The 23,792-nt window shown below is 62.0% G+C and carries 23 protein-coding genes, 1 tRNA gene and 3 pseudogenes; 20 read left to right on the forward strand and 7 right to left on the reverse strand.

Annotation, left to right across the window (positions count from 1 at the left end):
* Positions 1–5 precede the first annotated feature (5 nt).
* From RIU96_RS00770 to RIU96_RS00850, 17 genes are all read left to right on the forward strand, one after another.
* The gene (locus tag RIU96_RS00770) at positions 6–2,276 is read left to right on the forward strand and encodes a heavy metal translocating P-type ATPase (protein ID WP_070478511.1); all 2,271 of its coding nucleotides are present in this window, start codon (positions 6–8) and stop codon (positions 2,274–2,276) included.
* A gap of 83 nt (positions 2,277–2,359) precedes the next feature.
* On the forward strand, positions 2,360–2,611 hold the full coding sequence (locus RIU96_RS00775) for a YHS domain-containing protein (protein WP_070478513.1): 252 nt from the start codon (positions 2,360–2,362) through the stop codon (positions 2,609–2,611).
* Positions 2,612–2,696: 85 nt separating this feature from the next.
* Positions 2,697–3,032, forward strand: coding sequence for a metal-sensitive transcriptional regulator (locus tag RIU96_RS00780; RefSeq protein ID WP_070478537.1), 336 nt, complete (start codon positions 2,697–2,699; stop codon positions 3,030–3,032).
* Between the two features lie 47 nt (positions 3,033–3,079).
* Entirely contained in the window at positions 3,080–4,225 is a 1,146-nt protein-coding gene (locus RIU96_RS00785) for an FAD-dependent oxidoreductase (RefSeq protein WP_070478515.1), read from the forward strand.
* Positions 4,226–4,279: 54 nt separating this feature from the next.
* Positions 4,280–5,413, forward strand: coding sequence for an MFS transporter (locus RIU96_RS00790; protein WP_234461439.1), 1,134 nt, complete (start codon positions 4,280–4,282; stop codon positions 5,411–5,413).
* Positions 5,414–5,502: 89 nt separating this feature from the next.
* Positions 5,503–5,832: a ferredoxin gene (fdxA, locus tag RIU96_RS00795; protein ID WP_070478519.1), complete on the forward strand. Its 330-nt coding sequence runs from the start codon at positions 5,503–5,505 to the stop codon at positions 5,830–5,832.
* 97 nt (positions 5,833–5,929) lie between these two features.
* Positions 5,930–6,538 (forward strand): YdhK family protein, encoded by a 609-nt coding sequence (locus tag RIU96_RS00800; protein WP_070478521.1) that lies wholly within the window; start codon positions 5,930–5,932, stop codon positions 6,536–6,538.
* Positions 6,539–6,751: 213 nt separating this feature from the next.
* Positions 6,752–8,839 (forward strand): heavy metal translocating P-type ATPase, encoded by a 2,088-nt coding sequence (locus tag RIU96_RS00805; protein ID WP_202032245.1) that lies wholly within the window; start codon positions 6,752–6,754, stop codon positions 8,837–8,839.
* 10 nt (positions 8,840–8,849) lie between these two features.
* Positions 8,850–9,155 carry a metal-sensitive transcriptional regulator gene (locus tag RIU96_RS00810; protein WP_070478524.1) on the forward strand — a complete coding sequence of 102 codons (306 nt, stop codon included), beginning with the start codon at positions 8,850–8,852 and terminating at the stop codon, positions 9,153–9,155.
* Between the two features lie 411 nt (positions 9,156–9,566).
* Positions 9,567–9,893, forward strand: coding sequence for a DUF8185 domain-containing protein (locus RIU96_RS00815; protein ID WP_083290898.1), 327 nt, complete (start codon positions 9,567–9,569; stop codon positions 9,891–9,893).
* Positions 9,894–10,127: 234 nt separating this feature from the next.
* Positions 10,128–10,646, forward strand: coding sequence for a carboxymuconolactone decarboxylase family protein (locus tag RIU96_RS00820; RefSeq protein ID WP_070478526.1), 519 nt, complete (start codon positions 10,128–10,130; stop codon positions 10,644–10,646).
* A 15-nt stretch (positions 10,647–10,661) separates the two neighbouring features.
* Positions 10,662–10,735 (forward strand) — tRNA-Cys (locus RIU96_RS00825).
* Positions 10,736–10,875: 140 nt separating this feature from the next.
* Positions 10,876–11,265, forward strand: a complete 390-nt coding sequence (locus tag RIU96_RS00830) for an ArsR/SmtB family transcription factor (RefSeq protein WP_070478528.1) — start codon at positions 10,876–10,878, stop codon at positions 11,263–11,265.
* A gap of 2 nt (positions 11,266–11,267) precedes the next feature.
* Positions 11,268–12,209 (forward strand): cation diffusion facilitator family transporter, encoded by a 942-nt coding sequence (locus RIU96_RS00835; RefSeq protein ID WP_070478530.1) that lies wholly within the window; start codon positions 11,268–11,270, stop codon positions 12,207–12,209.
* 120 nt (positions 12,210–12,329) lie between these two features.
* Positions 12,330–12,944 carry a CueP family metal-binding protein gene (locus tag RIU96_RS00840; protein ID WP_180965366.1) on the forward strand — a complete coding sequence of 205 codons (615 nt, stop codon included), beginning with the start codon at positions 12,330–12,332 and terminating at the stop codon, positions 12,942–12,944.
* 94 nt (positions 12,945–13,038) lie between these two features.
* Entirely contained in the window at positions 13,039–13,362 is a 324-nt protein-coding gene (gene trxA / locus RIU96_RS00845; RefSeq protein ID WP_099299417.1) for a thioredoxin, read from the forward strand.
* 320 nt (positions 13,363–13,682) lie between these two features.
* Entirely contained in the window at positions 13,683–14,633 is a 951-nt protein-coding gene (locus RIU96_RS00850; RefSeq protein WP_099299418.1) for a replication protein RepA, read from the forward strand.
* A 572-nt stretch (positions 14,634–15,205) separates the two neighbouring features.
* Here the strand turns inward: RIU96_RS00850 and RIU96_RS00855 are convergent.
* On the reverse strand, positions 15,206–15,442 hold the full coding sequence (locus tag RIU96_RS00855) for an antitoxin (RefSeq protein WP_144691027.1): 237 nt from the start codon (positions 15,440–15,442) through the stop codon (positions 15,206–15,208).
* Between the two features lie 277 nt (positions 15,443–15,719).
* Here RIU96_RS00855 and RIU96_RS00860 point away from each other — a divergent pair, with 277 nt between their 5' ends.
* Positions 15,720–17,132, forward strand: a complete 1,413-nt coding sequence (locus tag RIU96_RS00860; RefSeq protein ID WP_144689020.1) for an IS1380-like element ISCef7 family transposase — start codon at positions 15,720–15,722, stop codon at positions 17,130–17,132.
* 118 nt (positions 17,133–17,250) lie between these two features.
* Here the strand turns inward: RIU96_RS00860 and RIU96_RS00865 are convergent, their stop codons facing one another.
* Positions 17,251–17,748, reverse strand: coding sequence for a type ISP restriction/modification enzyme (locus RIU96_RS00865; RefSeq protein ID WP_311205035.1), 498 nt, complete (start codon positions 17,746–17,748; stop codon positions 17,251–17,253).
* A 30-nt stretch (positions 17,749–17,778) separates the two neighbouring features.
* Between RIU96_RS00865 and RIU96_RS00870 the strand changes: the two genes are divergently transcribed.
* Positions 17,779–19,028, forward strand: a protein-coding gene (locus RIU96_RS00870) for an IS3 family transposase (RefSeq protein WP_311205036.1) whose coding sequence is annotated in 2 segments (ribosomal slippage) — positions 17,779–18,106 and positions 18,106–19,028 — 1,251 coding nt in all. Because the reading frame shifts where the segments join, the coding sequence is not laid out codon by codon here.
* A gap of 36 nt (positions 19,029–19,064) precedes the next feature.
* Here the strand turns inward: RIU96_RS00870 and RIU96_RS00875 are convergent.
* From RIU96_RS00875 to RIU96_RS11940, 4 genes and pseudogenes are all read right to left on the reverse strand, one after another.
* Positions 19,065–19,244 (reverse strand): annotated as a pseudogene (locus RIU96_RS00875) (IS3 family transposase); the annotation flags it as partial.
* Positions 19,245–19,248: 4 nt separating this feature from the next.
* Entirely contained in the window at positions 19,249–20,667 is a 1,419-nt protein-coding gene (locus RIU96_RS00880) for an IS30 family transposase (protein ID WP_136653470.1), read from the reverse strand.
* A 130-nt stretch (positions 20,668–20,797) separates the two neighbouring features.
* Positions 20,798–21,526 (reverse strand): annotated as a pseudogene (locus tag RIU96_RS00885) (IS3 family transposase); the annotation flags it as partial.
* Positions 21,475–21,669 (reverse strand): annotated as a pseudogene (locus tag RIU96_RS11940) (IS3 family transposase); the annotation flags it as partial. The pseudogenes RIU96_RS11940 and RIU96_RS00885, both read right to left, overlap by 52 nt.
* A 215-nt stretch (positions 21,670–21,884) precedes the next feature.
* On the opposite strand from RIU96_RS11940, the gene RIU96_RS00890 reads away from it, so the two are divergent.
* Positions 21,885–22,658: a DUF3800 domain-containing protein gene (locus tag RIU96_RS00890; RefSeq protein ID WP_144691047.1), complete on the forward strand. Its 774-nt coding sequence runs from the start codon at positions 21,885–21,887 to the stop codon at positions 22,656–22,658.
* 334 nt (positions 22,659–22,992) lie between these two features.
* On the opposite strand, the gene RIU96_RS00895 is transcribed toward RIU96_RS00890, so the two are convergent.
* Complete coding sequence (locus RIU96_RS00895; RefSeq protein ID WP_006839082.1) at positions 22,993–23,790, reverse strand: ATP-binding protein; 798 nt, start codon at positions 23,788–23,790, stop codon at positions 22,993–22,995.
* Positions 23,791–23,792: the final 2 nt, after the last annotated feature.

Consider the following 23,792-nt stretch of genomic DNA (forward strand, 5'->3'; position numbering starts at 1 on the left):
AGAGGATGAGTACATTAGCGCCCCCCATCGGTGGGCCGGACATCGAGCTGGAGATCGGCGGGATGACCTGCGCCTCCTGTGCGAACCGGATCGAGAAGAAGCTGAACAAGCTCGAGGGCGTCGCGGCCACGGTCAACTACGCCACCGAGAAGGCCAAGGTCACCGTGCCTGCCGGCTACGATCCGGGCCTGCTGGTCGCCGAGGTCGAGAAGACCGGCTACACGGCTGCGCTGCCCAAGCCCAAGGGCACCACGGCGAACACGTCGGAGACCGAGGCCGGGGAGGAGGAAGACACTGAGCTCACCTCGCTGCGCCATCGGCTAGTCGGCGCCATTGTGCTCACGGTTCCCGTGATCGCCATGGCCATGATCCCCGCACTGCAGTTCGTATATTGGCAGTGGGCCTCACTCGCGCTTGCCGCCCCGGTGATCATCTGGGCAGCCTGGCCGTTCCATAAGGCCGCATGGACGAACCTCAAGCACGGTACCGCGACGATGGACACACTCATCTCGATGGGCACCTCGGTCGCACTGCTGTGGTCCGTCTACGCACTATTCTTCGGAACCGCTGGCACACCCGGGATGACGCACCCGTTCGAGTTCACGATCGCTCCCTCGGATGGCGCGGCGAACATCTATCTCGAAGTTGGCGCGGGCGTGACGATGTTCATCCTCGCCGGCCGCTACTTCGAGAAGCGCTCCAAACGCCAGGCCGGGGCCGCGCTGCGCGCCCTCCTGGAGCTCGGCGCGAAGGAAGTCGCCGTGCTCCGCGACGGCGTTGAGGTGAAGATCCCCACCTCTGACCTCCAGGTCGGCGACGAGTTCATCGTTCGTCCGGGTGAGAAGATCGCCACCGACGGCATCGTGGTCTCCGGCTCCTCCGCGGTGGACGCCTCCATGCTCACCGGCGAGTCCGTACCGGTCGAGGTCCGCGAGGGCGACTCGGTCACCGGTGCCACCGTCAACGCGGGCGGCCGCCTTGTCGTGCGGGCGACCCGTGTCGGTTCGGACACGCAGCTTGCGCAGATGGCGAAGCTCGTCGAGGATGCGCAGACTGGCAAGGCCGAGGTGCAGCGTCTGGCTGACACGATCTCCGGCGTGTTCGTGCCGATCGTCATCGTCGTCGCGTTCATCACCCTCGGCGCCTGGCTGGGAGCCGGATTCCCCGTCGCCGCCGCGTTCACCGCAGCGGTCGCCGTGCTCGTTATCGCCTGCCCCTGCGCGCTGGGACTCGCGACTCCGACCGCGCTGCTGGTCGGCACCGGCCGCGGGGCGCAGATGGGCATCCTCATCAAGGGCCCAGAGGTGCTGGAGTCCACCCGCAAGGTCGATACCGTCGTGCTCGACAAGACCGGTACCGTCACCAGCGGCAAGATGACCCTGACAGATGTGATCACCGAATCCGGTGTGGACCGTGCCGAGCTGCTGCGCTTCGCGGGTGCGTTGGAGGACTCCTCGGAGCACCCGATCGCGCAGGCGATCGCCAAGGGCGCCACCCAGGAAGTCGGCCAGTTGCCCACGCCCGAGGACTTCGCCAATGTTGAAGGCAAGGGCGTGCAGGGCATCGTCGAGGGCACCCCGGTCGTCGTCGGACGCGAGTCGCTGCTGGCCGACTGGTCACAGAAGCTCTCTCCGGAGGTCGCACGGGCGAAGGCTCAAGCTGAGGGTGAAGGCAAGACGGTCGTCGCGATCGGCTGGGACGGTGCTGCGCGCGGCATCCTCGTCGTCGCCGACACCGTCAAGCCCACGAGCGCGGAGGCGATCCGCGGGCTCAAGGAGATCGGCCTGACCCCGGTGCTGCTCACCGGTGACAATGAGGCCGTGGCCCGCCAGATCGCCGCCGAGGTCGGCATCGAGGAGGTCATCGCCGAGGTGCTGCCCAAGGACAAGGTCGACGTCGTCACCCGTCTCCAGGGCGAGGGCAAGATCGTCGCGATGGTCGGCGACGGCGTCAACGACGCCCCCGCGCTCGCGCAGGCCGATCTGGGCCTGGCGATGGGCACCGGCACGGACGTCGCGATCGAGGCCTCCGACATCACCCTGGTCCGCGGCGACCTGCGGGCCGCGGTCGACGCGATCCGTCTGTCTCGGAAGACACTTTCGACGATCAAGACCAACCTGTTCTGGGCATTCGCCTATAACACCGCCGCGATCCCAGTCGCAGCGCTGGGCATGCTCAACCCCATGCTCGCAGGCGCGGCGATGGCGTTCTCCAGCGTCTTCGTCGTCGGCAACAGCCTCCGCCTGCGCGGGTTCAAGAGCGTCGCCACGAAGTGACGAACGAGAACCCACCCATCCATACCAATCCGATACAGAACCCACCCATCCATACGAATCCGATACAGAAGGAACACCAGAAAATGAGCAACTGCTGTAGCACGAACGAGACTAACCCCGCCGCCGAGAACGGTGGACGCGAAAACCTGCTCGGCGGGGGCGCCGATGACATGACCACCTGCCCGGTCATGGTCGGCACCCCGGTCAGCAAGAAGACCGCCGAGGCCGCCGGCCTCTACCGCGACTTCAAGGGCGAGCGCTACTACTTCTGCTGCGCCGGCTGCGGCCCCGCATTTGATTCGGACCCCGCCAAATACGCCGCCAACATGGCGTAATCCACCAGCGTGCCGGGGTGCCGCGGCACCGCTGCGGCACCCCGGCACCTGATCGGAGCGAACCGACATGACCACCCCGACCTCAATGACCGAACCTCACATCGACACCTGCCCGGCGGGAGGCGACGGCGATCCGTCCGTCCACGGATACATCAGCGACAAGGCGACGTACCGCAATCGCCTGCGGCGCCTCGAAGGCCAAATCCGCGGCATCGATCGGATGATCGATGAGGACCGCTACTGCATCGACATCTTCACCCAGATCTCCGCAGCCACCAGGGCACTCGAAAACGTCGCCCTCGGACTGCTCGACGATCACCTCAAGCATTGCGTCCTCGACGCCGCCCTCGCCGGTGGACCAGTCAGCGAGCAGAGGCTCGGCGAGGCATCCGAGGCCATCGCCCGTCTCGTTCGCTCCTGACGCCCGCACACCAAATCGATCACGACCTGCAGCCCAGGAGTTTCCCTATGACCACACAACACGTCCTCATCCTCGGTTCAGGAGCAGCCGGAGCCGCAGCCGCCCGCACTCTCGCCACACGTGACGACGTCCGGGTGACGATGGTGACCCGCACCGGGGAGACGCCTTACACGCGAATGCTCATCAAAGGAATCGCGTTCGGCCCGACCCCGCCGGAGATGATCAAGCTCCCGCTACCTCAGATTGAGGTCATCGCCGACACCGTGCTCGATGTCGATACTACGGCGAAGCGGGTCCAACTGACCTCCGGCGCGCAGGTCTCCTACGACGCGCTCATTGTCGCGACAGGGAGCGTGCCCCGCTCTCTGCCCGCGGGTGTACTCGAAGGCGACGACGTCGGACAAGGCCGGGTCACTGCTCTGCACTCCTTGGAAGATGCCATGGGTATCCGCGATCTGCTGACCAGCCTGGCACGGCCGGCGCGAGTGACGATCTATGGCGGCGGAATCATCGCAGCCGAGACCGCTTCGTCGCTGCAAGCCGACGGACACATGGTCATGCTGGTCTCTCGCAGTTCTGTTCCCGGCATCGGAGCGTTTGGGGCGCCGGTGGCTGAGCGCCTCGCCGCTGACCATGCCGCCAAGGTGCAGACTCGATTCGGTCGCACTCTCCAGCATGTCGACGAAACAGAATCCGGTGTTGCCATCACCCTCGACGACGATCAACGCATCGTGGCCGACTTACTCCTCGTTGCGCTCGGCACGACGCCCGCAGCCCCGTCGCCGTGGACGAACGGCATCGACGTCGATGATCGCCTCCGTGCCGCAGCAGACCACGTCTACGCCGCCGGAGGTGTAGCTACGCATCACGACGAAGCACTGGGCGTCTGGCGCATCGACCATTGGGAAGACGCCGCCGCGCAGGGCACGCACGCCGCACAGGCCGCACTGCACGACCTCGACATCAGCGACGATCCGGGCACCTACCTGCCGCGCAGCCCCTACATGGCGCTGGTCTACGGTCAGATGATCTCCGGAGTCGGGTACACCGCTGGTGCAGACGCCCAGGTGGAAGCCGGCGAGGAGTTCATCGTGCGCCACGAGACCGACGGCACCGTCGTCGGCGTCACCGGCATCGACGCGGTCGGCACCGTCTACCAGTGGGGTCAGCAGCTCCACGGCCTGCAGGCATAGACGATGGCGGGCGACTATACGAGGCAGATCCCGCGGCGGGGTTTCGCGCTCGCGATGGCAGCGACCATTCTCATGATGGCGGCTGCCAGCGCGCCGTCGTTGTTCTACCCCCAGATCGCAGAACAGCTCGGACTCGTCCCCGTCGCCACCACACTCGTATTCGCGGTCTACACCTTCACCCTCCTGGCCGCGCTGCTCTACCTCGGACCGCTCTCCGATCACATCGGCCGACGTCCGGTCGTAACCGCCGGTTCCCTGGCGCTGGCACTCAGCCTGGCCATGTTCTGGTTCGCCGACAGCCTCGCGACACTCCTGGTCGCCCGCGCTCTGCAAGGACTCGCAGCGGGTCTGCTCATCCCGGCCCTGTCGGCGATGATGATCGACTTCGAGCCGCCGTCGCATCCGAACATCGCAGCCCTGTGGAACACGATCGGGCCGATGATCGGTCTCGGGACCGGGGCACTCGGTGCTGCGCTGCTCCTCGATCTCACCCCCGAACCGACAGCTGCGGTCTTCGGCCCGCTCGTGCTCGCCTTCCTCACCGTGGCAGCGACGGTGTGGAGCACACCGGAACTGGTCCCCAAGACCCGGATACGACGTGGCGACCTCCGCCCGCGGTTTATGGTGCCACTGCACCTGCGCCGCATGTTCACCGCCGGTGTGCCCGCGATTATCGCCGGGTGGGCGACCAACGGACTCTTCCTCGCGCTCGGAGCCGGCCTCGTCGGCAGTGAGCTCGGGGGCTCCACGCACACCCACGCGGGCATCGTCATCTTCGCACTGGCGATCTCCGGAATCACCGCCTCGTCCGTCCTGCAGCGGCGTTCCGCCCGCACCATCAGCCTGTATGCGACCAGCGCCCTGGCATTCGGCACCGCAGCGAGCATCGTCGCCCTCGCACTCGGTTCCTACCCGGCCTACGTCGTGTCGGTCGCGATCGTCGGTTCCGGGTTCGGCACAGCGTTCCTCGGGGTGCTGCGCACACTCATGCCCCACACGGCATCGTCGGAACGCGCCGCCGTGATGGCTGTGATCTACACGGTCGCCTACCTGGCATTCGGCGTGCCCACCATCGTCGCCGGGTTGCTCGTGCCGGTACTCACCCTGTCAGGAACGATGACAGTCCTCGGTGCGATCATCATCGCCCTCAGCCTTGCAGCCACCGTCCTACGCCTGCGCATTCCTTAGCCGGCCGCAGATCCGGCAGAGACTGACGACTTCTCCGAACTCCCCACCGACTCTCGCCGCCGAACCGCACCCGACCAAGAAGAGCAGCCATGACCTATGCGATCGCGCTTCCCTGCGCGGACGTCAAGGACCGCGCCTGCATCGACGAATGTCCTGTCGACTGCATCTACGAGGGCGAACGCTCGCTCTACATCCATCCCGACGAATGCGTTGACTGCGGAGCCTGCGAACCGGTTTGTCCCGTCGAGGCCATCTACTACGAAGACGACCTGCCCGACGAATGGTCTGACTACTACAAGGCCAACGTCGAGTTCTTCGACGAATTTGGTTCTCCCGGTGGAGCCGCGAAGATCGGACCGGCGGGCTTCGACCATCCCCTCATCGCCGCATTGCCCATCCAACATGAGCAGTCCCTCTGAGAAGGACAATTCGATCGATTCACGCCGGTACAACGCGCAATCCTTGACTAGTACCCCTGGGGGGTATAGGGTAGGTGTCATGATGAAAGGAGCTGACATGCAGAGGAGACTGCGAGCAGGGCTGGCAGCAGGAGTGCTCGGAGTGACACTCGTGCTCGCCGGTTGCAGCAGCGGAGCAGACGAAGACCAGCAGACCGACCCTTCGGCTACTGAGGAGCAGGGCCACGGCGGCGACAATGCAGAAAGCGGAGATGAGGAAATGGATCACTCGATGGAGCACCCGATGGACGGCGGACCGGCACCCGAGGGTATCGCCGAAGCCAGTGACCCCACATACCCGGTCGGCACAGAGGTACAGCTCACGGCCGACCACATGGAAGGCATGGACGGTGCGACAGCGACGATCTCCGGCGCATTCGACACGTACACGTACTCCGTGAACTACACTAACGCAGGTGGCGGCGACCCCGTCACGGACCACAAGTGGGTCGTGCAGGAAGAAATCGAGGATGCCGGCGACGAGCGCCTGACCGATGGCACAGCGGTGACGCTGCTCGCCAAGCACATGGAGGGCATGGAGGGCGCGAGGGCCACCATCGCTTCGTCCACCGATGAGACGGTCTACATGGTCGACTACGAGACGGACGGCATGAAGATGACGAACCACAAGTGGGTCGTCGAGAGCGAGATCCAACCAGCGCCCTGAGCCGACGTTCGCTTGCCCGGCGACCGGGTGAGCGGCATGGCTCGATGACGAAGGAGAAGAACGATGACGGACCCGAACTCACACCAGCACCACGGTCACGGAACCGATGCACCCGCTCACGGCGAGCATCACCACGGGTCTGTGTCCGCACACGCCTCGGCGGAGGCGCACGGCACGCACGAGGGCCAGCACACTGGACACCAGGGCCACGCCATGAACCACGGGCAGCACTCAGACCACACGGGCCTCGATGAGAACGGTGTCCACGGAGATCACAGCGGCCATGGCGGCCACGGAGATCACAGCGGCCATGGCGGCCACGGGGACCACGTTGGCCAGTTCCGCCGGCTGTTTTGGATCAACCTCGTCATCGCCATCCCCGCGGTCACCCTCTCGCCGATGTTCTCCATGCTGCTGGGCTACGAGGTCCCCGGCTGGGCGGGCTGGGTCGCCGCGGTACTGGGCACCGTCATGTACGTCTGGGGCGGCAGGCCCTTCCTCACCGGCGCCGTCAGCGAGTTGAAGTCCCGCAAGCCCGGGATGATGCTGCTCATCGCTCTGGCGATCACGGTGGCCTTCTTCGCCTCCTGGGCCGCGACCCTCGGGCTTGTCCATCACGAGCTGGAGTTCTGGTGGGAGCTGGCGCTGCTGATCGTGATCATGCTGCTGGGCCACTGGATCGAGATGCGCTCCCTGGCCCAGACCACCTCGGCGCTCGACTCGTTGGCTGCACTGCTGCCCGACGAGGCCGAGCGCGTCGAGGGCGAGAACGTCGTTAAGGTGGCCCCAGCCGACCTCGTTGTGGGTGACGTCGTGATCGTGCGCCCCGGCGGCAGCGTTCCGGCCGACGGCACCATCGTCGACGGCCGCGCCGACATGGACGAGTCCATGATCACCGGCGAGTCCCGCCCGGTCTCTCGGGGCGAGGGCGAGACAGCTACCGCCGGCACCGTCGCCACCGACTCCGGCCTGCGGGTGAAAATCACCGCCACCGGCGACGACACCGCCCTGGCCGGGATCAACCGGCTCGTCACCGAGGCCCAGAACTCCTCCTCCCGCGCCCAGCGGATCGCCGACAAGGCCGCGGCCTGGCTGTTCTGGTTCGCTCTCGGCGCGGCGCTGGTCACCGCTGTCGTCTGGACGCTCATCGGCATGCCCGACGAGGCCGTGGTCCGTACCATCACCGTACTCGTCATCGCCTGCCCCCACGCCCTCGGCCTGGCGATCCCGCTCGTGGTCTCCATCGCCACCGAGCGCGCCGCCCGCGGCGGCGTGCTGGTCAAGGACCGCCTCGCCCTGGAGTCGATGCGGCAGGTCGACGCAGTGCTCTTCGACAAGACCGGCACACTGACCAAGGGCGAGCCCACCGTCACCGGCGTCGAACCGACCGGCGACCTCGACGCCGACCAGGTCCTCGCCCTCGCGGCCTCGGCCGAGGCCGACAGCGAGCACCCGCTCGCCAAGGCCATCGTCGCCGCCGCCAAGGACAAGGGCCTCGCCCTTCAGCAGGCCAGCGGCTTCTCATCCTCGCCCGCCGTCGGAGTCACCGCGACTGTCGCCGGCCAGGAGGTCCGCGTCGGCGGCCCCCGGCTGCTTGAGGAGACCGGCCAGCACGAGGTCGGCACAGCCGAGGAATGGCGTTCTGAGGGCGCGATCATCCTGCACGTCCTCCGCGACGGCCAGGTGGTCGGCGGCCTCAAGCTCGCCGACGAGATCCGCCCCGAATCCCGCAACGCCGTCGACGCCCTCCACGCCCTGAGCGTCGAGGTCGTCATGATCACCGGCGACGCCGAGGCCGTGGCGAACGAGGTCGGACGGGAGCTCGGCATCGACCGCGTCTTCGCCGGCGTCCGCCCCGAGGACAAGTCCGCCAAGGTCGCCCAACTGCAGCACGAGGGCAAGAAGGTCGCCATGGTCGGCGACGGCGTCAACGACGCCCCGGCACTGGCCCAGGCCGACGTCGGCATCGCGATCGGCGCCGGCACCGATGTCGCCATCGCCTCGGCCGGGGTGATCCTGGCCAGCTCCGACCCCCGGTCGGTGCTCTCCATCATCCAGCTCTCACGACGCGCATACGGTAAGATGAAGCAGAACCTGTGGTGGGCCGCCGGATACAACCTCATCTCCGTGCCGCTTGCGGCCGGCATCCTGGCACCGGTGGGATTCGTCCTGCCAATGTCGATCGGCGCGATCCTGATGTCGGCCTCCACCGTGGTCGTCGCGCTCAACGCCCAACTCCTGCGGCGCATCGACCTCACACCCGAAGCCAGCACGCGTTCCGTCCTGGAACGCCAGAAGTAAGGACATGCCCATGTCTGTCGACACCGATTCTCATCAGCACGGATACATCAACGACAAGGAGCGCTACCTCGGCCGTATGAAGCGCATTGAGGGTCAAGCCCGAGGGATCGCGAAGATGATCGATGAAGAGAAATACTGCATCGACATCCTCACCCAGGTATCCGCCCTGACCCGCGCCCTCCAGGGGGTCGCGACCGGTCTACTCGACGATCATCTCAAGCACTGTGTGCTCGACGCAGCGAAGCTCAGCGACGAGGCGGCCGTCGAGAAGATACAGGAAGCCACCGACGCCATCAACCGACTCGTCCGCTCCTAATCCCGGACCCCGAGGCCGCGTTCCAGGACACGGCGGGAAGCCCTCACGACGCCCTCCACGCCTGATCCTCACCGACACGCCGTCCGCCCGCGATGCGCCCACTTTCGCTCAACGGGCCAGGCGAGCCGGCGCCCACGGCGTGCGCTTGCAGGCCGCGGCCGGGCTGCTGCGCATGAGTGCGGTGTACCAACGCCCCGTGGTCCGCTCGACCGCACCCCTACGATCCTCGTCCTTCGCACGCTCCATTCCGACCCCGAGCTGCAGTGCGACGTCACCGTCGAAACCCTGACCGCGACCGTCGACCCCCTGTCCCTCGAACTGCCGGAGACCTCGCTGGCACCCGCTTGGACCAGCGTCGAACCCCCACAACACGGGTGGAGATACATTGCGGACGTGTCCAGTCTGACGCTGATGCGTAGCGTCCGTGCCGGCATCGAGGCCGTGGCCCAAGCACTTCCCGACAAACCCGGCGACGATGTCGCCCGCAAGATCCGGGGCATGGTCTGGGGCACCCCGGACACAGCCCTCGCGTCGCTGCCACAAGGCGTCGCGTTCGCCGCCTACGTCTTCGGGTTCCTCAGCTCCGAAGGAGAGGCCGCGATCTCCACCGCCGGCCGCTGGACGCGGTTGACCCTTCCGACTGGACACGTACTCCTGCGCGGACCCGTCGTCTCTGGCCTCACCTCAATCCGCCGCACCCGGCCACGCGTCTCCGAGTCCTTCAAACCAATCGGATAATACTTGATACCCCATAGGGGTAAAGGGTAGGATTGGTGACTATGAGAGAGGCTGAACACGCGCACGCCACGTATGACACACCGCACCTGGATGCGGCCGGGATCGTGAGTCGGCAGCAACGCGAGTCCGGCGACTTCTACCTATTGACCGGTGTACATGCCGGGCATCAGCAGCAGGAACGCATCCCTGCGGGTTCAACCTCGAACTCGCGACCAAACTGACTAAGGAGGCATTATGCCCCGTTTTTCCCGATTGACCCCTGAGACCGCAGTGGGGAGCTCACGAGACTTGCTCGGCGATCTCGTCGAGCGGCACGGCGAGGTCGGAGACATGGTCTCGACGATGGCGCATTCCCCGGCGGTGCTCGGCGGTTATCTCCAGCTGAGCAAAGCCATGCGTCGCGCCAAGCTCGACCGCAAGGTCAGCGAGCTCGTTTCGATCGCCGTGCAGTCGCAGCAAGGATGCGGAATGTGCCTGGCCTCGCACATCAGCGCGGCACGATCACTCGGGGTCAGCGATAACGAGATCGCACTCGCCCAGCAGGGTACGGCGATGACCGGCCCGGTCGCGGCGATGATCGCGCTCGGCCTCCAGGTCTACCGTGAGCCTGCGTCGATCACCGACGAGCAGATCGACGAGCTTCGGGGGTTCGGGTACAGCGACCGTGAGATCTCTGATGTCGTCGGGGTCGTGTCGCTGAACATTCTCACCGGCGCCTTCAACCTGGTTGCCGGCCTCACGCCGGGCGACTGATCTTGCCGGCGACTTGGCGCCTTGGCCGAGAGGATAGGCAGCGGTCTGCAAAACCTTGTACACGGGTTCGAGTCCCGTAGGCACCTCCACTTTCCGCCGAATCCAATAAGGCACGCGTCGCAGGAAGCGGGCAGTCCACCCTCGGGCGCGCCGGAACCTCTGAGCTTCATTTCGCATCGAGCGACAGATCACACTCGACAATATCGTCATAGAGCGATATAATCGCTATATGACTATGAATCAACAAGAGGGGGCAACCCTCGACGAGGTGGCGACAGCAGCGTACGCCCACCTGTTCCAGGCATTTGCAGAACCGACGAGGTTGGCGATCGTGCAGCACCTCGCCTCGGGCGAGCACCGGGTCCGCGATCTGGTCGAGCACATGGGCCTGGCCCAGTCCACGGTAAGCAAACATGTCGGCTTTCTCGTTGAGTGCGGCCTGGCGACGATGCGCCCGGAAGGGCGCTCCACCTGGTACTCGCTGACACAGCCCGAACTCCTGCGTACCCTCGTCGCCGCTGCCGAATGCCTCCTCGATGCCACCGGCACGCAGGCCCTGCTCTGCACGCACCTGCGACTCCCACATACCCACCACGCGACAGATACGGAGAAGAAGTAGACATGGGCGCAGGACACAATCACGGCCCCGCAGCCAGCGAGACCGGGCACCCTGGAGATTTCCGCAAGAAACTCTGGATCGCATTCTCGATCACCGCGACGATCGTCGTCGCCCAGGCCATCGGCTCGGTCATCACCGGCAGCCTCGCACTGCTAACCGACACCGCCCATGCCATCACCGATGCCGTCGGCCTACTGGTCGCACTGATCGCCGGGACGCTGATGCTCAAGCCCGCCAACTCCAAGCGCACCTGGGGGTTCCGACGTATCGAGGTGATCGCAGCCCTCGGACAGTCGGCACTGCTGCTGGTGGTGGGCACGTACGCCGCCATCGAAGGAATCCGGCGACTGTTCGAGCCGCCGGAGGTGCCCGCAAGCGAACTGCTGATCTTCGGCATCATCGGCCTGGTCGCGAACATCATCGCCATCACCATCCTCGCCTCCAGCCGCGGTTCGAACTTCAACATGCGTGCCGCGTTCCTCGAAGTCCTCAACGACGCCCTCGGCTCACTCGGAGTGATCATCGCGGCGATCGTGATCTCCACGACCGGGTTCATGCAGGCCGACGCCATCGCCGGACTGTTCATCGCCACCCTGATCGTGCCTCGCGCGTTCAAGCTGATGCGCGAGACCACCGGCGTCCTCATGGAGTTCACTCCTAAGGGCCTCGACCTCGACAAAGTCCGCTCACACATCCTCGAACTCGACCACGTCCAGGATGTTCATGATCTGCACGCCTCCACTGTGGCGACCGGCCTACCGACCCTGACCGCCCACGTCGTCGTCGACGACGAATGCTTCACCGACGGTCATGCCGCCCAGATGCTCCAAGAGATCAAAGACTGCGTCGCAGGACACTTCGAGGTCTCCGTCCATCACGCAACCTTCCAGATCGAGACCGAGCACATTGCCGAACATGAACCGGAAGTCAGCAAGCACGACTGAACGCAGCGCCCCCTCCCGGGCTCGTACCGGGCGGGGCGCTTCCGCATCACACAGGTAGGCACTACCCCTATGGGGTACTATGGCCAATTGGCACCACGGGCAGGCACGAGAAGGAATCCCATGAAAAACCTCAGGTCATTGCCGAAGTACGGCGGGAAGAAAACCGCTGCAACCACCGTCGTGATCGGCGCTTTCCTGCTCACCGGATGCGCGGCCGCCAACGACTCACCCTCAGCCACCTCGGCCAGCGGAGCCGAGATTCTTGTCGAGAATGGTCTCGAAGGCCTCGACGTGCGGGAGCTGGTCGAAACGCTCGATGCGATCCCGCTGGACGATCGCACGGAGACCTTGACCACGTCGATCACTGCGGAGATGGTCACGCTCACTGATCAGCACGAGCACGCGACAGAGGTGCGGTTGCCCAGTGACGAGATCTACGTATCCGTTGCCCCGTATCGGTCGCAGACCCATGATTGCTACTACCACAGCCCGACCGGATGCCTGGGCGAGCTGCGCAACGCAGACGTGGCCGTAACGGTGACGGATGCGACGACCGGCGAGACGATCGTCGACGAGGAGTTGAGAACCCTCGACAACGGCTTCGTCGGGATCTGGCTGCCCCGAGGCATCGAGACATCGATCTCGATCACCCACGACGGCCAGACCGTCACCTCCGAACTTTCGACCGTCGGCGACGATGCGCAAACCTGCCTGACCACGATGCGACTGGTCTAAAACTAGCACCACGGGAATACCCCCACCGGGTAGGGTGTTGTGATGTGCGCGCGGTCTATCGCACGCGACGTGTAATAGGAAGGAAAGCAGTCCCATGAGCGAAGTCACCACCGTCGACACCCAGGCCTTCGAAGAGGTTGTGCTCCAGAGCGAGGTCCCCGTTCTCGTGGACTTCTGGGCAGCCTGGTGCGGCCCGTGCCGTGCGATCGCGCCGGTCCTGGACCAGATTGCAGCTGAGCAGGATGGAAAGCTCCTCATCGCCAAGCTCAATGTCGACGAGAACCCCGACATCGCCTCACGCTACAACATCAGTTCGATCCCTGTGATGAAGGTCTTCGACAAGGGTGAAATCGTGCGCGAGATCATTGGGGCGATGCCGAAGCCGCAGATCGAGCAACGCCTCGAAGGCATTATCTGAGGCTCGGCCGTCGAACCGTTCCCGAACTCCGCCGACCGTTGCGCGGCAGTTGATGGTCGCCCGACTCAGCGTGATTGCATACGTAATGCAAGACTGCGCAGTGCAACGAGCGCTTGAAGTGGCAGGACCCCGTTACCGAAGGCGGTCTTCTGCTGATTTGCAGTCAGTCCGCCCATCGTGTCGGTAATCCATCTGACTGGCAGATCCATAAGCCATTCCACGAACTCCGGCGACGGGCGTGGCCCTCTGTCCTCGTTCATATACACCAAATACACGGTTTGCAAGAAGTTAAGCAGTGTCACCAGAAAAGGGATTCTTCCATGGCACTGCCACCAGAAAAAATTGCTCAGCTTCAAGCAGCCCAAAAGACTGCCCAAGACCGAGAAGTTAATCAAGCAAAAGAACTTATAAACGCCCAAGACATTGGCTACACATCCAAACTCTTCGTCCAAGCATTATTTCCATACCGCAAGACCGACGAAGAAAAACGAGTCATAGAGACAGCACAAGGCCGAATCGTTGTCTACGCCGATGGAGGATTGCCCTACGGCAAATATCCCCGACTAATCATGGCCTACATCGTCACCCGTGCCGTGGAAAACGCAGGAAAGCTCAAAGCAGGCAAAATAGACCTTGAGCAAGCAGTCCGCATCCCTCTCGGACACTCCATGAACCACTTCCTCCAAGCCATCGGAGTAACTGGACGCGGCACAGGTGGCGCAACAGGGAACTTGGCCAATATCCGCGAGCAATTATTGCGCCTGGCTGATGCTCGCGTGACCGTCAAAGAGGACGATGGCGTACGCGCACGTGGTAAACACACTCAAATTATGGATGAATGGGACTTATGGTTTGATGCACGCGACCCTAATCAGGGAAGCTTCATCGAGTCCTACATCAAACTCACGCCACAATTTTTCCAGCACATTGTCGAAGCCCCCATCCCTATCGACCTTGCTGTACTACGCCAGCTCACCAAGCCACGGTCAATGGACATTTATATCTGGCTAACGGTCAAGCAGTTTTGGCTTAGCAAAAACAACCGAGACTCCTACCTTTTTACCTGGGACATGATGGCACAAAGCTTCGCCACCAAAGAGCTAGTATCAGGGCAAGACTGGGTGAACTTCCGCAACGAAATCAAGAAAGCCATCCACGATGTTCAGGCGATATGGCGTAATTGTGGAATAAAAGCCGACCTCGATGGAGTCACCGTCACTAAGACATCTCCCTCAGTTGAGAAAAAACCGCCACGTCCGCAGCTGGATTAATACTCATCAACGAGTGAGCGCCCCCTTGTGGGCGCTTTCTTTATGCCCTGGTCAGGCTGCGCATATTTACCAATACGGCTGCGCATATTTACCAATACGGCTGCGCATATTTACCAATATCCAAGCAGTTATCCACAGGGCTTGAACTGGGATTTTATCTATTTCCCCTGGTCGCTTATAACTATAAACTGTAGAACTATATCCAGCAGGGGTAAACCAACCAGTCAACGCTAACGCTAACTAGTAAATAAGATTCCATCGTGGCTCACGCCCTCACTAACGTTCGGTTGTGCTGCCGCCCAAATCAAAGATTTGGTTGCCACCGAGACAACCTGGACTACTCACTGACCACAGCCTCCAGGACTACAGATAACCAAAGAATCTTTAAAGAGAACTCTCACAAAGGAACCCCAATAATTTCATCCTTACTGTCAATGCTCACTGGAGTGGGCACGCCCTTGTTACTTTTGTCGAAGCTCCGCAGAATAGTTTGTAGACCGCTCCCTCCCCCCCGGACGGTCACTGTCACACTCAAGCCCTGCCTCTAGCCCCTCAGGCAGGGCTTGAGCGATTTAGTGCTTCTTGAGTTGATTCAGCACGAATGCTTCGGCTTCTTCGGTGGCCTGTGTGGACGCTTCCAGCGCTGTAATAAGCGCACGTTGTTGTTGACCATCGAGCCTGTCCCAATCTGCTCGCAGAGCACTGACAATACGTGCGATTGCCATCTCTCCACCACTGAGTGTGCCGTTGTTTGACCCTAACGACGGCACACCAGCTTGGCGCAACAGCTCATCAATTGGGCGAGTCATGACGTTATTGTTGCACACTGCTTCGACATAATCTCCTGGCTTTCGAACAAATGTCTAATAGCCAGAATTTTAAAATAGATCGCCTGGAAAGTGTGGTTTCCGATCTTTATTTTCTGCTGGCCACTGCACCCCATGAAAGGCTAATTCGTCTTTAGCCTGGATTCACCGATGTGACTCGAATCTAAGCGGCGTGGGAAAAAGAGAAATGCCCTTCTGAACTGGGATAATACGACTTATCTAAGGTCCGTAATCCCTGTCAAGAAAGAGCATCTCTCAGGTGCAAGTATCTCACACTCCCGCGGCACTCTCTATTTCCTTTGATGATCCCACCCTCGTGTCGGCCGCCGGCCTGGCCCCGACCATGCGCCTGGCCGACAACGCTGGCCTGTCGACCCTGGCACAGCACCAGCTGACTGTGGCAGGTGACAAGGGTGCCAACGCCGGGGCGAAGATCACCACCCTGGTCGCCGGCATGGTCGCAGGGGCCGACTCGATCAACGACATGGACCTGCTGCGCCACGGCGGGATGAGCCGACTGTTCGACCGAATCTACGCACCCTCGACCCTGGGATCCTTCCTCCGGGCCTTCACCTTCGGACATGTCCGTCAGTTGGATGCCGTGGCCTCCCGGTTCCTGATCAACCTGGCAGTGCAGGCACCAGCCCTGGTACCCGCCCCGGCTGCCACCAGCGGGTATGTCTTCGTCGATGTTGACGACACCATCATCGAAGTCCACGGCCACCAGAAACAAGGCGCCGGCTTCGGCTACTCCGGTATCCGTGGGCTCAATGCGCTGCTGGCCACGGTCACCACGAGGACTTCCGCCCCGGTGGTCGTGGCCCAGCGCCTGCGCCGCGGGTCCTGTGGCTCCCCGCGTGGGGCGGGCCGGTTGATTGCTGATGCGATCACCACCACCCGGCGGTTACCGGGACTCCAGCACCAGAAGATCCTGGTGCGGGCTGATTCCGCCTTCTACGGCTCCCCCAGCATCCACGCAGCACTCACAGCCGGTGCGGATGTGTCGGTTACCGCGCGGATGACGAGGAATATCCGCCAGGCGATCACCACGATCCCGGATACGTCCTGGGAGACAATTGAGTACACCGACGCACTCTTCGACGAGGACACCCAGACCTGGATCTCCTCAGCAGAAGTCGCGGAAGTCCCCTTCACCGCGTTTGCGTCGAAGCCGGAGGTCGATCAGGTTCCCGGGCGGCTGGTGGTCCGCCGGATCCCGGAACTCAACCCCAAGAAGAATGTGGATCAGCCGGGACTATTTGATCTGCACCGCTTCCACGCGGTGTTCACCACCGCTGACCCCGCACTGCTCGATACCGTGGCCGCGGACAAGACCCACCGGCAGCACGCAATCATTGAACAGGTCAACGCGGATCTGAAGAACAGCGCCCTGGCGCATATGCCGTCAGGGAAGTTCACCGCGAACGCGGCGTGGCTGGTGTGTGCGGTCATGGCCTTCAACCTCACCCGCACCGCCGGGGTCGTTGCTGCGGGGGCGCTGGCCAGGGCTACGACAGCGACGATCCGGCATCAGATCATCGCGGTGGCGGCCCGGGTGGTGCGTCGGTCCCGGCGACTGGTGCTGCACCTGCCGGAGGGCTGGAGGTGGCAAGCCCAGTGGCGGAGACTGTTCGATCACGGTCACTCGCCGCCGGTGGTTGTTTCTTCCTGACCACCTGCGCCGGATTCCTTCGGCCCGAGCTGAACTACCAATTCGTGGAACGACCAGACGACGACGTGATCTGGGGATCACCCCTGCCCGAAATCCTTGGTGGTGCCCGCAGCCGAAATCAACCGATCACCGAAGGACCATCGGCGGATCCAGGTTTAGTTAGTTGTTCGCCAGCAATGATTTGCTCCAGGAGTTCCTTCTGTTCAGCTTCGAGCTGAATTAAATGGGTAAGCGTAACTAGCAGTTCGTGAAACTGTCTTGACCATTGTGTCGGCCAGCTTGTGGTGATGATGTCATCGAGTGGTGAGGACTTTCTGCCTTTAGGTTTTTTACGGCGATAACCTACCCAGGATTTGATTGTGGAGTTTCCACCCACTGTGTAGTTCCACACGGCTGGTGACACATTCGACCAGCTGCCCTTGCCTAGATAAATAGTTTGGGTTGTCTCGTCGTAGGTAACATCGTCCGGCATTCCAACACCAACGGCAGTGTCATAGGTTGGCAGCGGCAGCGTGCTTTCAACATCAAACAGACTCTTTGCGTTATTCGGTGCGTGCCCACGGTCGCCAAAAGTATGGACCTGACCCCTTGGCGGTGGACACGCTGAAACCAGCATCTCGCTGGGAAAGTGAGGTACCTTTCCACCATGCCACGCAAGACCTACACCGAGCAGTTCAAGCGTGACGCAGTGTCGTTGTACGAGTCGACTCCCGGAGCAACGATCAACGCGATCGCTTCCGATCTCGGGGTCAACCGCAACTCGCTGCGCAGCTGGCTCGACGCCTTCGGCACCGGCACCAAAACTAACGCCAACGGTGAAAAAGTCGCCAGCCCGATCGCCGCAGCCAACAGCGAACGCTCCCCGGTTGAAGGACTCTCCGATGCCGAGCGGATCCGCGTGTTGGAACGCGAGAACGTCAAGCTCCGGGAGGAACGAGAGATCCTGCGCAAGGCGGCCAAATATTTCGCGGAAGAGACGAACTGGTGAACCGCTTTCAGTTCGTTGATGACCACCGAGACTTCTACGAGGTCAAGCGGTTATGTGAGGTCCTGAAGGTCAACCGGTCCTCGTATTACAAATGGAAATCTGCTGCTCCTGCCCGCCGGCGACGCCTCGTCGCTGACGCGGCGCTGGGAGCGAGGATCAAGGCCGTGTTCAAGGCCGAGAACGGCTGTTACGGGGCGAAACGTGTAACTGCGACCATCAACTCCGATCCCGTCAACGACCGGGGCAAGGGCGGCCGTCTCAATCACAAGCGCACCGCCCGGCTGATGCGGCAGATGGGCCTTTTTGATTTCACCAGGAAACGCCGGGTGAAAACGACGACGTCGAGTAAACGGGCCCCGAGGTTTCCGGACCTGCTGCAACGCCGGTTCACTGCGGACAGGCCGAACGCGGTCTACGTCGGCGATATCACGTACCTGCCGATCGCGGACGGGTCGAATATGTACCTGGCCACGGTCATCGACTGCTATTCGCGGCAGTTGACCGGTTTCGCGATCGCCGACCACATGCGCACCGAGTTGGTCGAAGAAGCCCTCACGATGGCTCACGGGGTCCGAGGTAGCCTTGACGGGGCGATTTTTCACTCGGATCACGGCAGTGTCTATACCTCTGAGCAGTACCGGAGGTTATGTGAGCGGTTCGGTGTCACCCAGTCGATGGGTACGATCGGGACGAGCGCGGACAACTCGTTGGCGGAGTCGTTCAACGCCTCGTTGAAGCGGGAAGTCCTGAAGGACGAGCCTGTTTTCGCCAGTCAGCTGGTGTGTCGCCGGGACGTGTTCCAGTGGTGCATCCGGTACAACACCCAACGGTTGCACTCGTGGTGTGGCTACCGCTCGCCGAACGCCTTTGAAGCCGCCGAATCAGCTACACTTACTATCGCATCTTGATTAAATCCCCGTGTCCACTTTCCAGGGGTCGGGCCCCGCGATCTCGACTTCCCCAACCGACGCCCACGGCCGGTGGGGATAGATCAGCTCGGTCTTGTATAGACCGTTGACCGTTTCCGCCAACGCGTTGTCGTAGGAATCGCCGACGGTGCCAACGGACGGATCAATCCCAGCTTGAGCAAGCGCCTCACTGTAACGAATGGACACGTACTGGGCAGGTTCAACCGGTGGTTGCAACACCGGCCTGTTTCAGGGATTGTAGTGCTTCACCGAAGACTTCGGCGGGGGTCTTCCAGCCGAGGGTCTTGCGGGGTCTGTTGTTGAGGGTGTGGGCCACCGCTTCGAGGTCGTCTGCGCTCCAGCGGGACAGGTCGGTGCCCTTGGGGAAGTACTGACGTAGCAGGCCGTTGGTGTTCTCGTTGGTGGGCCGTTGCCACGGGGAGTGCGGATCAGCGAAGAACACCTTGGTGCCAGTCTCAAGAGTGAACGCGGCATGTCCTGATAGTTCCTTGCCGCGGTCCCAGGTGATCGTCTTGCGTAACTGCTGGGGCAGGGTCGTGATCGCAGCGGCCAGAGCCGCGTTCATCGCGACTGCACCGTAGCCGCCCAGCGCGGGGCCGTTCTTGACCGGAGGGTGCTCGCCCCAGCCGTCGAGGCGGGGCAAGCGGACCAGGATCGTCGCGCGGCTGCGACGCTCGACCAAGGTCCCGATCGCAGAGCGGCCGGTCCCGATGACCAGGTCACCTTCCCAGTGTCCTGGAACAGCGCGATCAGCGGCTTCTGCGGGGCGTTGGCTGATCACGACCTCGGCGCCGACATGACCGCCGGGTTTGTTCCGGGAACGCTCACGGGGCTGTCGCAACGCCCTGCCCGTTCGCAGGCAAGCCACCAGCTCACGCTTCAGCGCGCCGCGGCCTTCGATGAACAACGCCTGGTAGATCGCCTCATGACTGATACGCATTGACTCATCATCAGGGAAATCCAGCTTCAAGCGGTGACTGATCTGCTCCGGGCTCCAACTGGTGGCCCACCGTCGATCTTGCCGACGAGGCTTGTTCAACCCCTTCCACGTCGGCGTGACCGGCCCTTCCACCGGCGTCCCGTCCGGGCCAGTGACCTTCCCAGAGAGTCTGTCCTGGACATAGTCGCGAAGCCGCAGGTTGGCCACCAGCTTCGCGGTCTTGGGTCGTTTCGCGGCCTCTTGGGCTTTCCATTGGGCCACCGTGGCGCGATACTCCAGCTTCCCGCTGCGGGTAGCAGCGTTGCGGCGCAACTCCCGACTGATCGTGCCCGGATCCCGCCCAAGGGTACGCGCGATCGACCGGACACCGCGTCCCTGAGCACGCAAGATCGCGATCTCCTCTCGCTCCTCGAAACTGAGATAACGACCAGTTGGCTCCGTCAACGTCAGCGGTGGCATACCGCCAGCGTGACGGAACCACCGTGATCCGACCGGCACCGACACCCCCACCGCCAGCGCTGCCTCCGCTGTCGTGACCCCGGCCGCGATCAGGCGCCAGAATTGTCGCTGCACCGCCCTCGATGGCTGCGGTCTGCCCGGAGAGCGCATTGCTGGCCGCAACGCCCGGTCCGCGCGCCACTGCCGCCGCATCCCCTCCGGGACCTCGCTGGTCTTCATGCTCCAGTCCTTGGTCGCCATCCTTGAACACCTTTCTCACCTCAAGGTGTTGCGACGACCAGTTGAATCCGCCCTGCGAGCCGCGATCGCTGTGATGGACAAGTCCTTGTGCACGGAGATCACCTGCGTGATAAAGAGCATGCTCAAAAGCCTCAAGAGGCAGCTCATCGGTGCGCATGCTCGCCCTGGTGGCAACCCCGACAATCTTGCGGGAGTACGCATCGGTGATGAACGCGGCGTACGCAAACCCCGACAGGGTACGCACGTAGGTGATGTCAGCGACCCACAGCCGGTGCGGCGCTGACGCTGTGAAGTCACGATTGACCAGATCAGGACGACAATCCGGGACATCAGCCCGAAGCGTTGTGATCGGAGTGCGGCCCCTTCTGCGGCCTTGGATGCCGACGAGTTTCATCAACCGTGCCGTCTGATCACGACCGATGTCCCAGCCGGCGCGCTGCATGGCCTTCCACATCTTGCGTACCCCGTACACGCTGAAGTTGTCCTCGAAGACTTTCACCAATTCGGGGATAAGCAGCGCGTCTGACAAGCTCCTGGCCGAAGGGGCTCGTGTTTTCGCTGCTCGGTAGCCACGAGAGGTGATAAACCCACATTCTGTCTGCCTTAACGTGCGACAGATGGCCTCGACCCCGAAGCGATCGCGATACGTGTCGATGTATTCGATCATCTTCTGGTGGGACGGTCGAGTTCCGCTGCGAAAAAAGCTGAAGCGGTCTTCAAGATCTCGTTTGCCCTGCGCAGCTCTTTGTTCTCTTGCCGCAGACGCTTCAGTTCGTCGTCGACCGACTCGCCAGTGCTCCGCTGAACGTCGGGGGACGCTTTGACAGGTTTCAACCAGTTGTTGAGCGTGTGCGCCGAGACGCCGAGCTTCTCGCCGATCTCCTCCGCCGCCGCCCACTTCGAGCACCCCTCAAGCTCAACGAGCTCCTCGGCTAACCGCACCGCCTTGTCCTTAAACTCGTCACTGAACTTCCTAGGCATGGTCCAATCCTCCTCTAGAAACGATCGGAACTAAACCCAGGACACTTCACAGCGAGGTGTTGCAAAACGTAACGGATAAGCACGGCAATTAGGGTTGACCGGCCACACTCGATGTCAACGCAAACACCGAACCACCCAAAATTGCGCTACATAAGGCAAGCTCATAGGCTAATCGTCAATATTCGTGTGGGGGTTGACGTTGATATTATCGATCCATGAATAGTTCTACGGCTCGCAAAATTCACCTTCCTCTTTCCGCCGAAGGGGTGGCGTATTTCGTGGATGAGGCAGGGAGCAAAGGAAGTCTCGGAAAGCATTTCGTAACCGCGGCAGTTAGAACCACCGACCCCGACAAACTAAGTCGAGCCATTAAGGCATGTCGAGACAGAAACCATTTTACTAACGCGGACGAGATCAAATTTTCGAAAGTGAATCGGAATTCCCAGCCTATTCTCTCTGAAATCTTTTCTGAGGCGGTATCTTCAGGATGCACTTTTGGAGCTTTTGTGCTTGATAAGCGTCATTTTGACCCGTGGTCGGATAGAGATCAGTGGCAAGGGCATCTATTTGCAACCGACAGACTGCTGCGTGGACTTATTACTCGTCGCGAAGTTAGCGTTGCACTGCTAGATCATATCGATGTCCCGGTGGGAATTTCATACGGTGATGAACTCGCGGCTTCCTTAAATGGTCGGTTTGGTAACAAGCGTGTAATCACTGCAGTTAGTCTGGATTCAAGGACTTGCCCCGCTTTGCAGGTTGCGGATCTTCTGGCCAGCGCCGTATTTCATGCAAGGAAGAAAATCGAAGACAATGGACTTGAGAAGTTCCTTGAGGATAGAACACCAAAGGCCCGGTTATCTAAAGATATTGCCGCAGCGCTAGGTGAATCACACTTTGCTGATTGCCGGACTCAACTGCTGAAACTTCAAACCAGTCACGAAAAGTCTCTGACGGAGTTGACGAGAGCGAGTAATGAAGTAATCTAGAGGTAGACGCTCAAGCCATAGTCTCAGACTAACAGCGAGTGTCGCTCGGGCCGAGTCTCGGACTCACAACCCGTGAACAGCGGATTTCGTAACCGCAGCTATTACCGTACTTATCGCGACGCCTCACCTAAAAGGTGGGGCGTTTGCTTTTGCAACGTATTCTGTCACGCTTGGTGCTATACTCGACGCGACGACACCCGACGGCTAAAACCCGTGCGGGTGTTTTTGTATGCCCATACCACGGGAGGCTGACGGGCGTTTCTTTTCGGTACCGGTAGGGCGGTATCGGGTACCGGGGTGTTGGTGGTTGCCGGTACCCGGTTTTTACCCCCGGTTACGACTTTCGGGGTTGACGTAGCCGTGTGGGTGTCGTAGGGGCCATCCTTTCTTGTTTGATGTCGTCGCGGGTTCGCATGTCTTCTCCTGTCAGGGTGAGTTTCGAGCCGTGGTTGGCGAGTCTGGACATGACTGCGTCTGCCAGTGCTGCTTCTGAGAAGACGTCGTACCAGTAATCGGGTTCGTGTTGGCTGGCGATCACGGTAGAGGCATGTTCACGCCCGACGAGCAGGTTGAATACCTGGTTCAACGCGTGCGCTGAGACATCGGTGGCGAGAAAATCATCGATGACGACAAGTGCCGGGGCTTGCAGGTCAGCGAGGAGTTGTTTGCGGGCCTGGGGATGCTCAGCCGCAGCGTCGAAATCGTTGGCCAGGTCGTTGAGCCGGAAGTAACGGGCGGTGAGCTTTTTGCGGCACGCCGCGACGGCCAGGGCTTGAGCGAGAAAACTTTTACCGGTGCCGGTAGCTCCCACGATGATGAGGTCTTTGCCGTAGTCGATCCATTCGCAGGTGGCGAGCCGGTCGATGCGGTCTTGGGTTACACCGCGGCCGGGATAGGCATCGAAGCGCTCGAGTGCGGCGGTTGAGCCAAGGAGTTTCGCTTCACGCAACCTTGTCTGGATGACCTTGTTGTCGCGGGCGGTGAGTTGGGCTTCGAGGGCTTCTTTGATCTTGTCTTCGAAGGAATCGTTATCGCGCGTGGGGTCGTTGACGATCTCTTGGATCGTCGCGGCGAACACGCGCATCCCGCGCAGCGAGCCGAGCTTGTCGAAATCTTCATCGGTTAACGCCATGA

It is taken from the genome of Corynebacterium sp. Z-1 (genome assembly GCF_031844665.1).
Lineage (GTDB): Bacteria > Actinomycetota > Actinomycetes > Mycobacteriales > Mycobacteriaceae > Corynebacterium > Corynebacterium sanguinis.

Coding starts and splice junctions, on each gene's coding strand:
- RIU96_RS00770 (WP_070478511.1), top strand. CDS start 6: ATGAGTACATTAGCGCCCCCCATCGGTGGGCCGGACATCGAGCTGGAG.
- RIU96_RS00775 (WP_070478513.1), top strand. CDS start 2,360: ATGAGCAACTGCTGTAGCACGAACGAGACTAACCCCGCCGCCGAGAAC.
- RIU96_RS00780 (WP_070478537.1), top strand. CDS start 2,697: ATGACCGAACCTCACATCGACACCTGCCCGGCGGGAGGCGACGGCGAT.
- RIU96_RS00785 (WP_070478515.1), top strand. CDS start 3,080: ATGACCACACAACACGTCCTCATCCTCGGTTCAGGAGCAGCCGGAGCC.
- RIU96_RS00790 (WP_234461439.1), top strand. CDS start 4,280: ATGGCAGCGACCATTCTCATGATGGCGGCTGCCAGCGCGCCGTCGTTG.
- fdxA (WP_070478519.1), top strand. CDS start 5,503: ATGACCTATGCGATCGCGCTTCCCTGCGCGGACGTCAAGGACCGCGCC.
- RIU96_RS00800 (WP_070478521.1), top strand. CDS start 5,930: ATGCAGAGGAGACTGCGAGCAGGGCTGGCAGCAGGAGTGCTCGGAGTG.
- RIU96_RS00805 (WP_202032245.1), top strand. CDS start 6,752: ATGAACCACGGGCAGCACTCAGACCACACGGGCCTCGATGAGAACGGT.
- RIU96_RS00810 (WP_070478524.1), top strand. CDS start 8,850: ATGTCTGTCGACACCGATTCTCATCAGCACGGATACATCAACGACAAG.
- RIU96_RS00815 (WP_083290898.1), top strand. CDS start 9,567: ATGCGTAGCGTCCGTGCCGGCATCGAGGCCGTGGCCCAAGCACTTCCC.
- RIU96_RS00820 (WP_070478526.1), top strand. CDS start 10,128: ATGCCCCGTTTTTCCCGATTGACCCCTGAGACCGCAGTGGGGAGCTCA.
- RIU96_RS00830 (WP_070478528.1), top strand. CDS start 10,876: ATGACTATGAATCAACAAGAGGGGGCAACCCTCGACGAGGTGGCGACA.
- RIU96_RS00835 (WP_070478530.1), top strand. CDS start 11,268: ATGGGCGCAGGACACAATCACGGCCCCGCAGCCAGCGAGACCGGGCAC.
- RIU96_RS00840 (WP_180965366.1), top strand. CDS start 12,330: ATGAAAAACCTCAGGTCATTGCCGAAGTACGGCGGGAAGAAAACCGCT.
- trxA (WP_099299417.1), top strand. CDS start 13,039: ATGAGCGAAGTCACCACCGTCGACACCCAGGCCTTCGAAGAGGTTGTG.
- RIU96_RS00850 (WP_099299418.1), top strand. CDS start 13,683: ATGGCACTGCCACCAGAAAAAATTGCTCAGCTTCAAGCAGCCCAAAAG.
- RIU96_RS00855 (WP_144691027.1), bottom strand. CDS start 15,442: ATGACTCGCCCAATTGATGAGCTGTTGCGCCAAGCTGGTGTGCCGTCG.
- RIU96_RS00865 (WP_311205035.1), bottom strand. CDS start 17,748: ATGCTGGTTTCAGCGTGTCCACCGCCAAGGGGTCAGGTCCATACTTTT.
- RIU96_RS00880 (WP_136653470.1), bottom strand. CDS start 20,667: ATGAAGACCAGCGAGGTCCCGGAGGGGATGCGGCGGCAGTGGCGCGCG.
- RIU96_RS00890 (WP_144691047.1), top strand. CDS start 21,885: ATGAATAGTTCTACGGCTCGCAAAATTCACCTTCCTCTTTCCGCCGAA.
- RIU96_RS00895 (WP_006839082.1), bottom strand. CDS start 23,790: ATGGCGTTAACCGATGAAGATTTCGACAAGCTCGGCTCGCTGCGCGGG.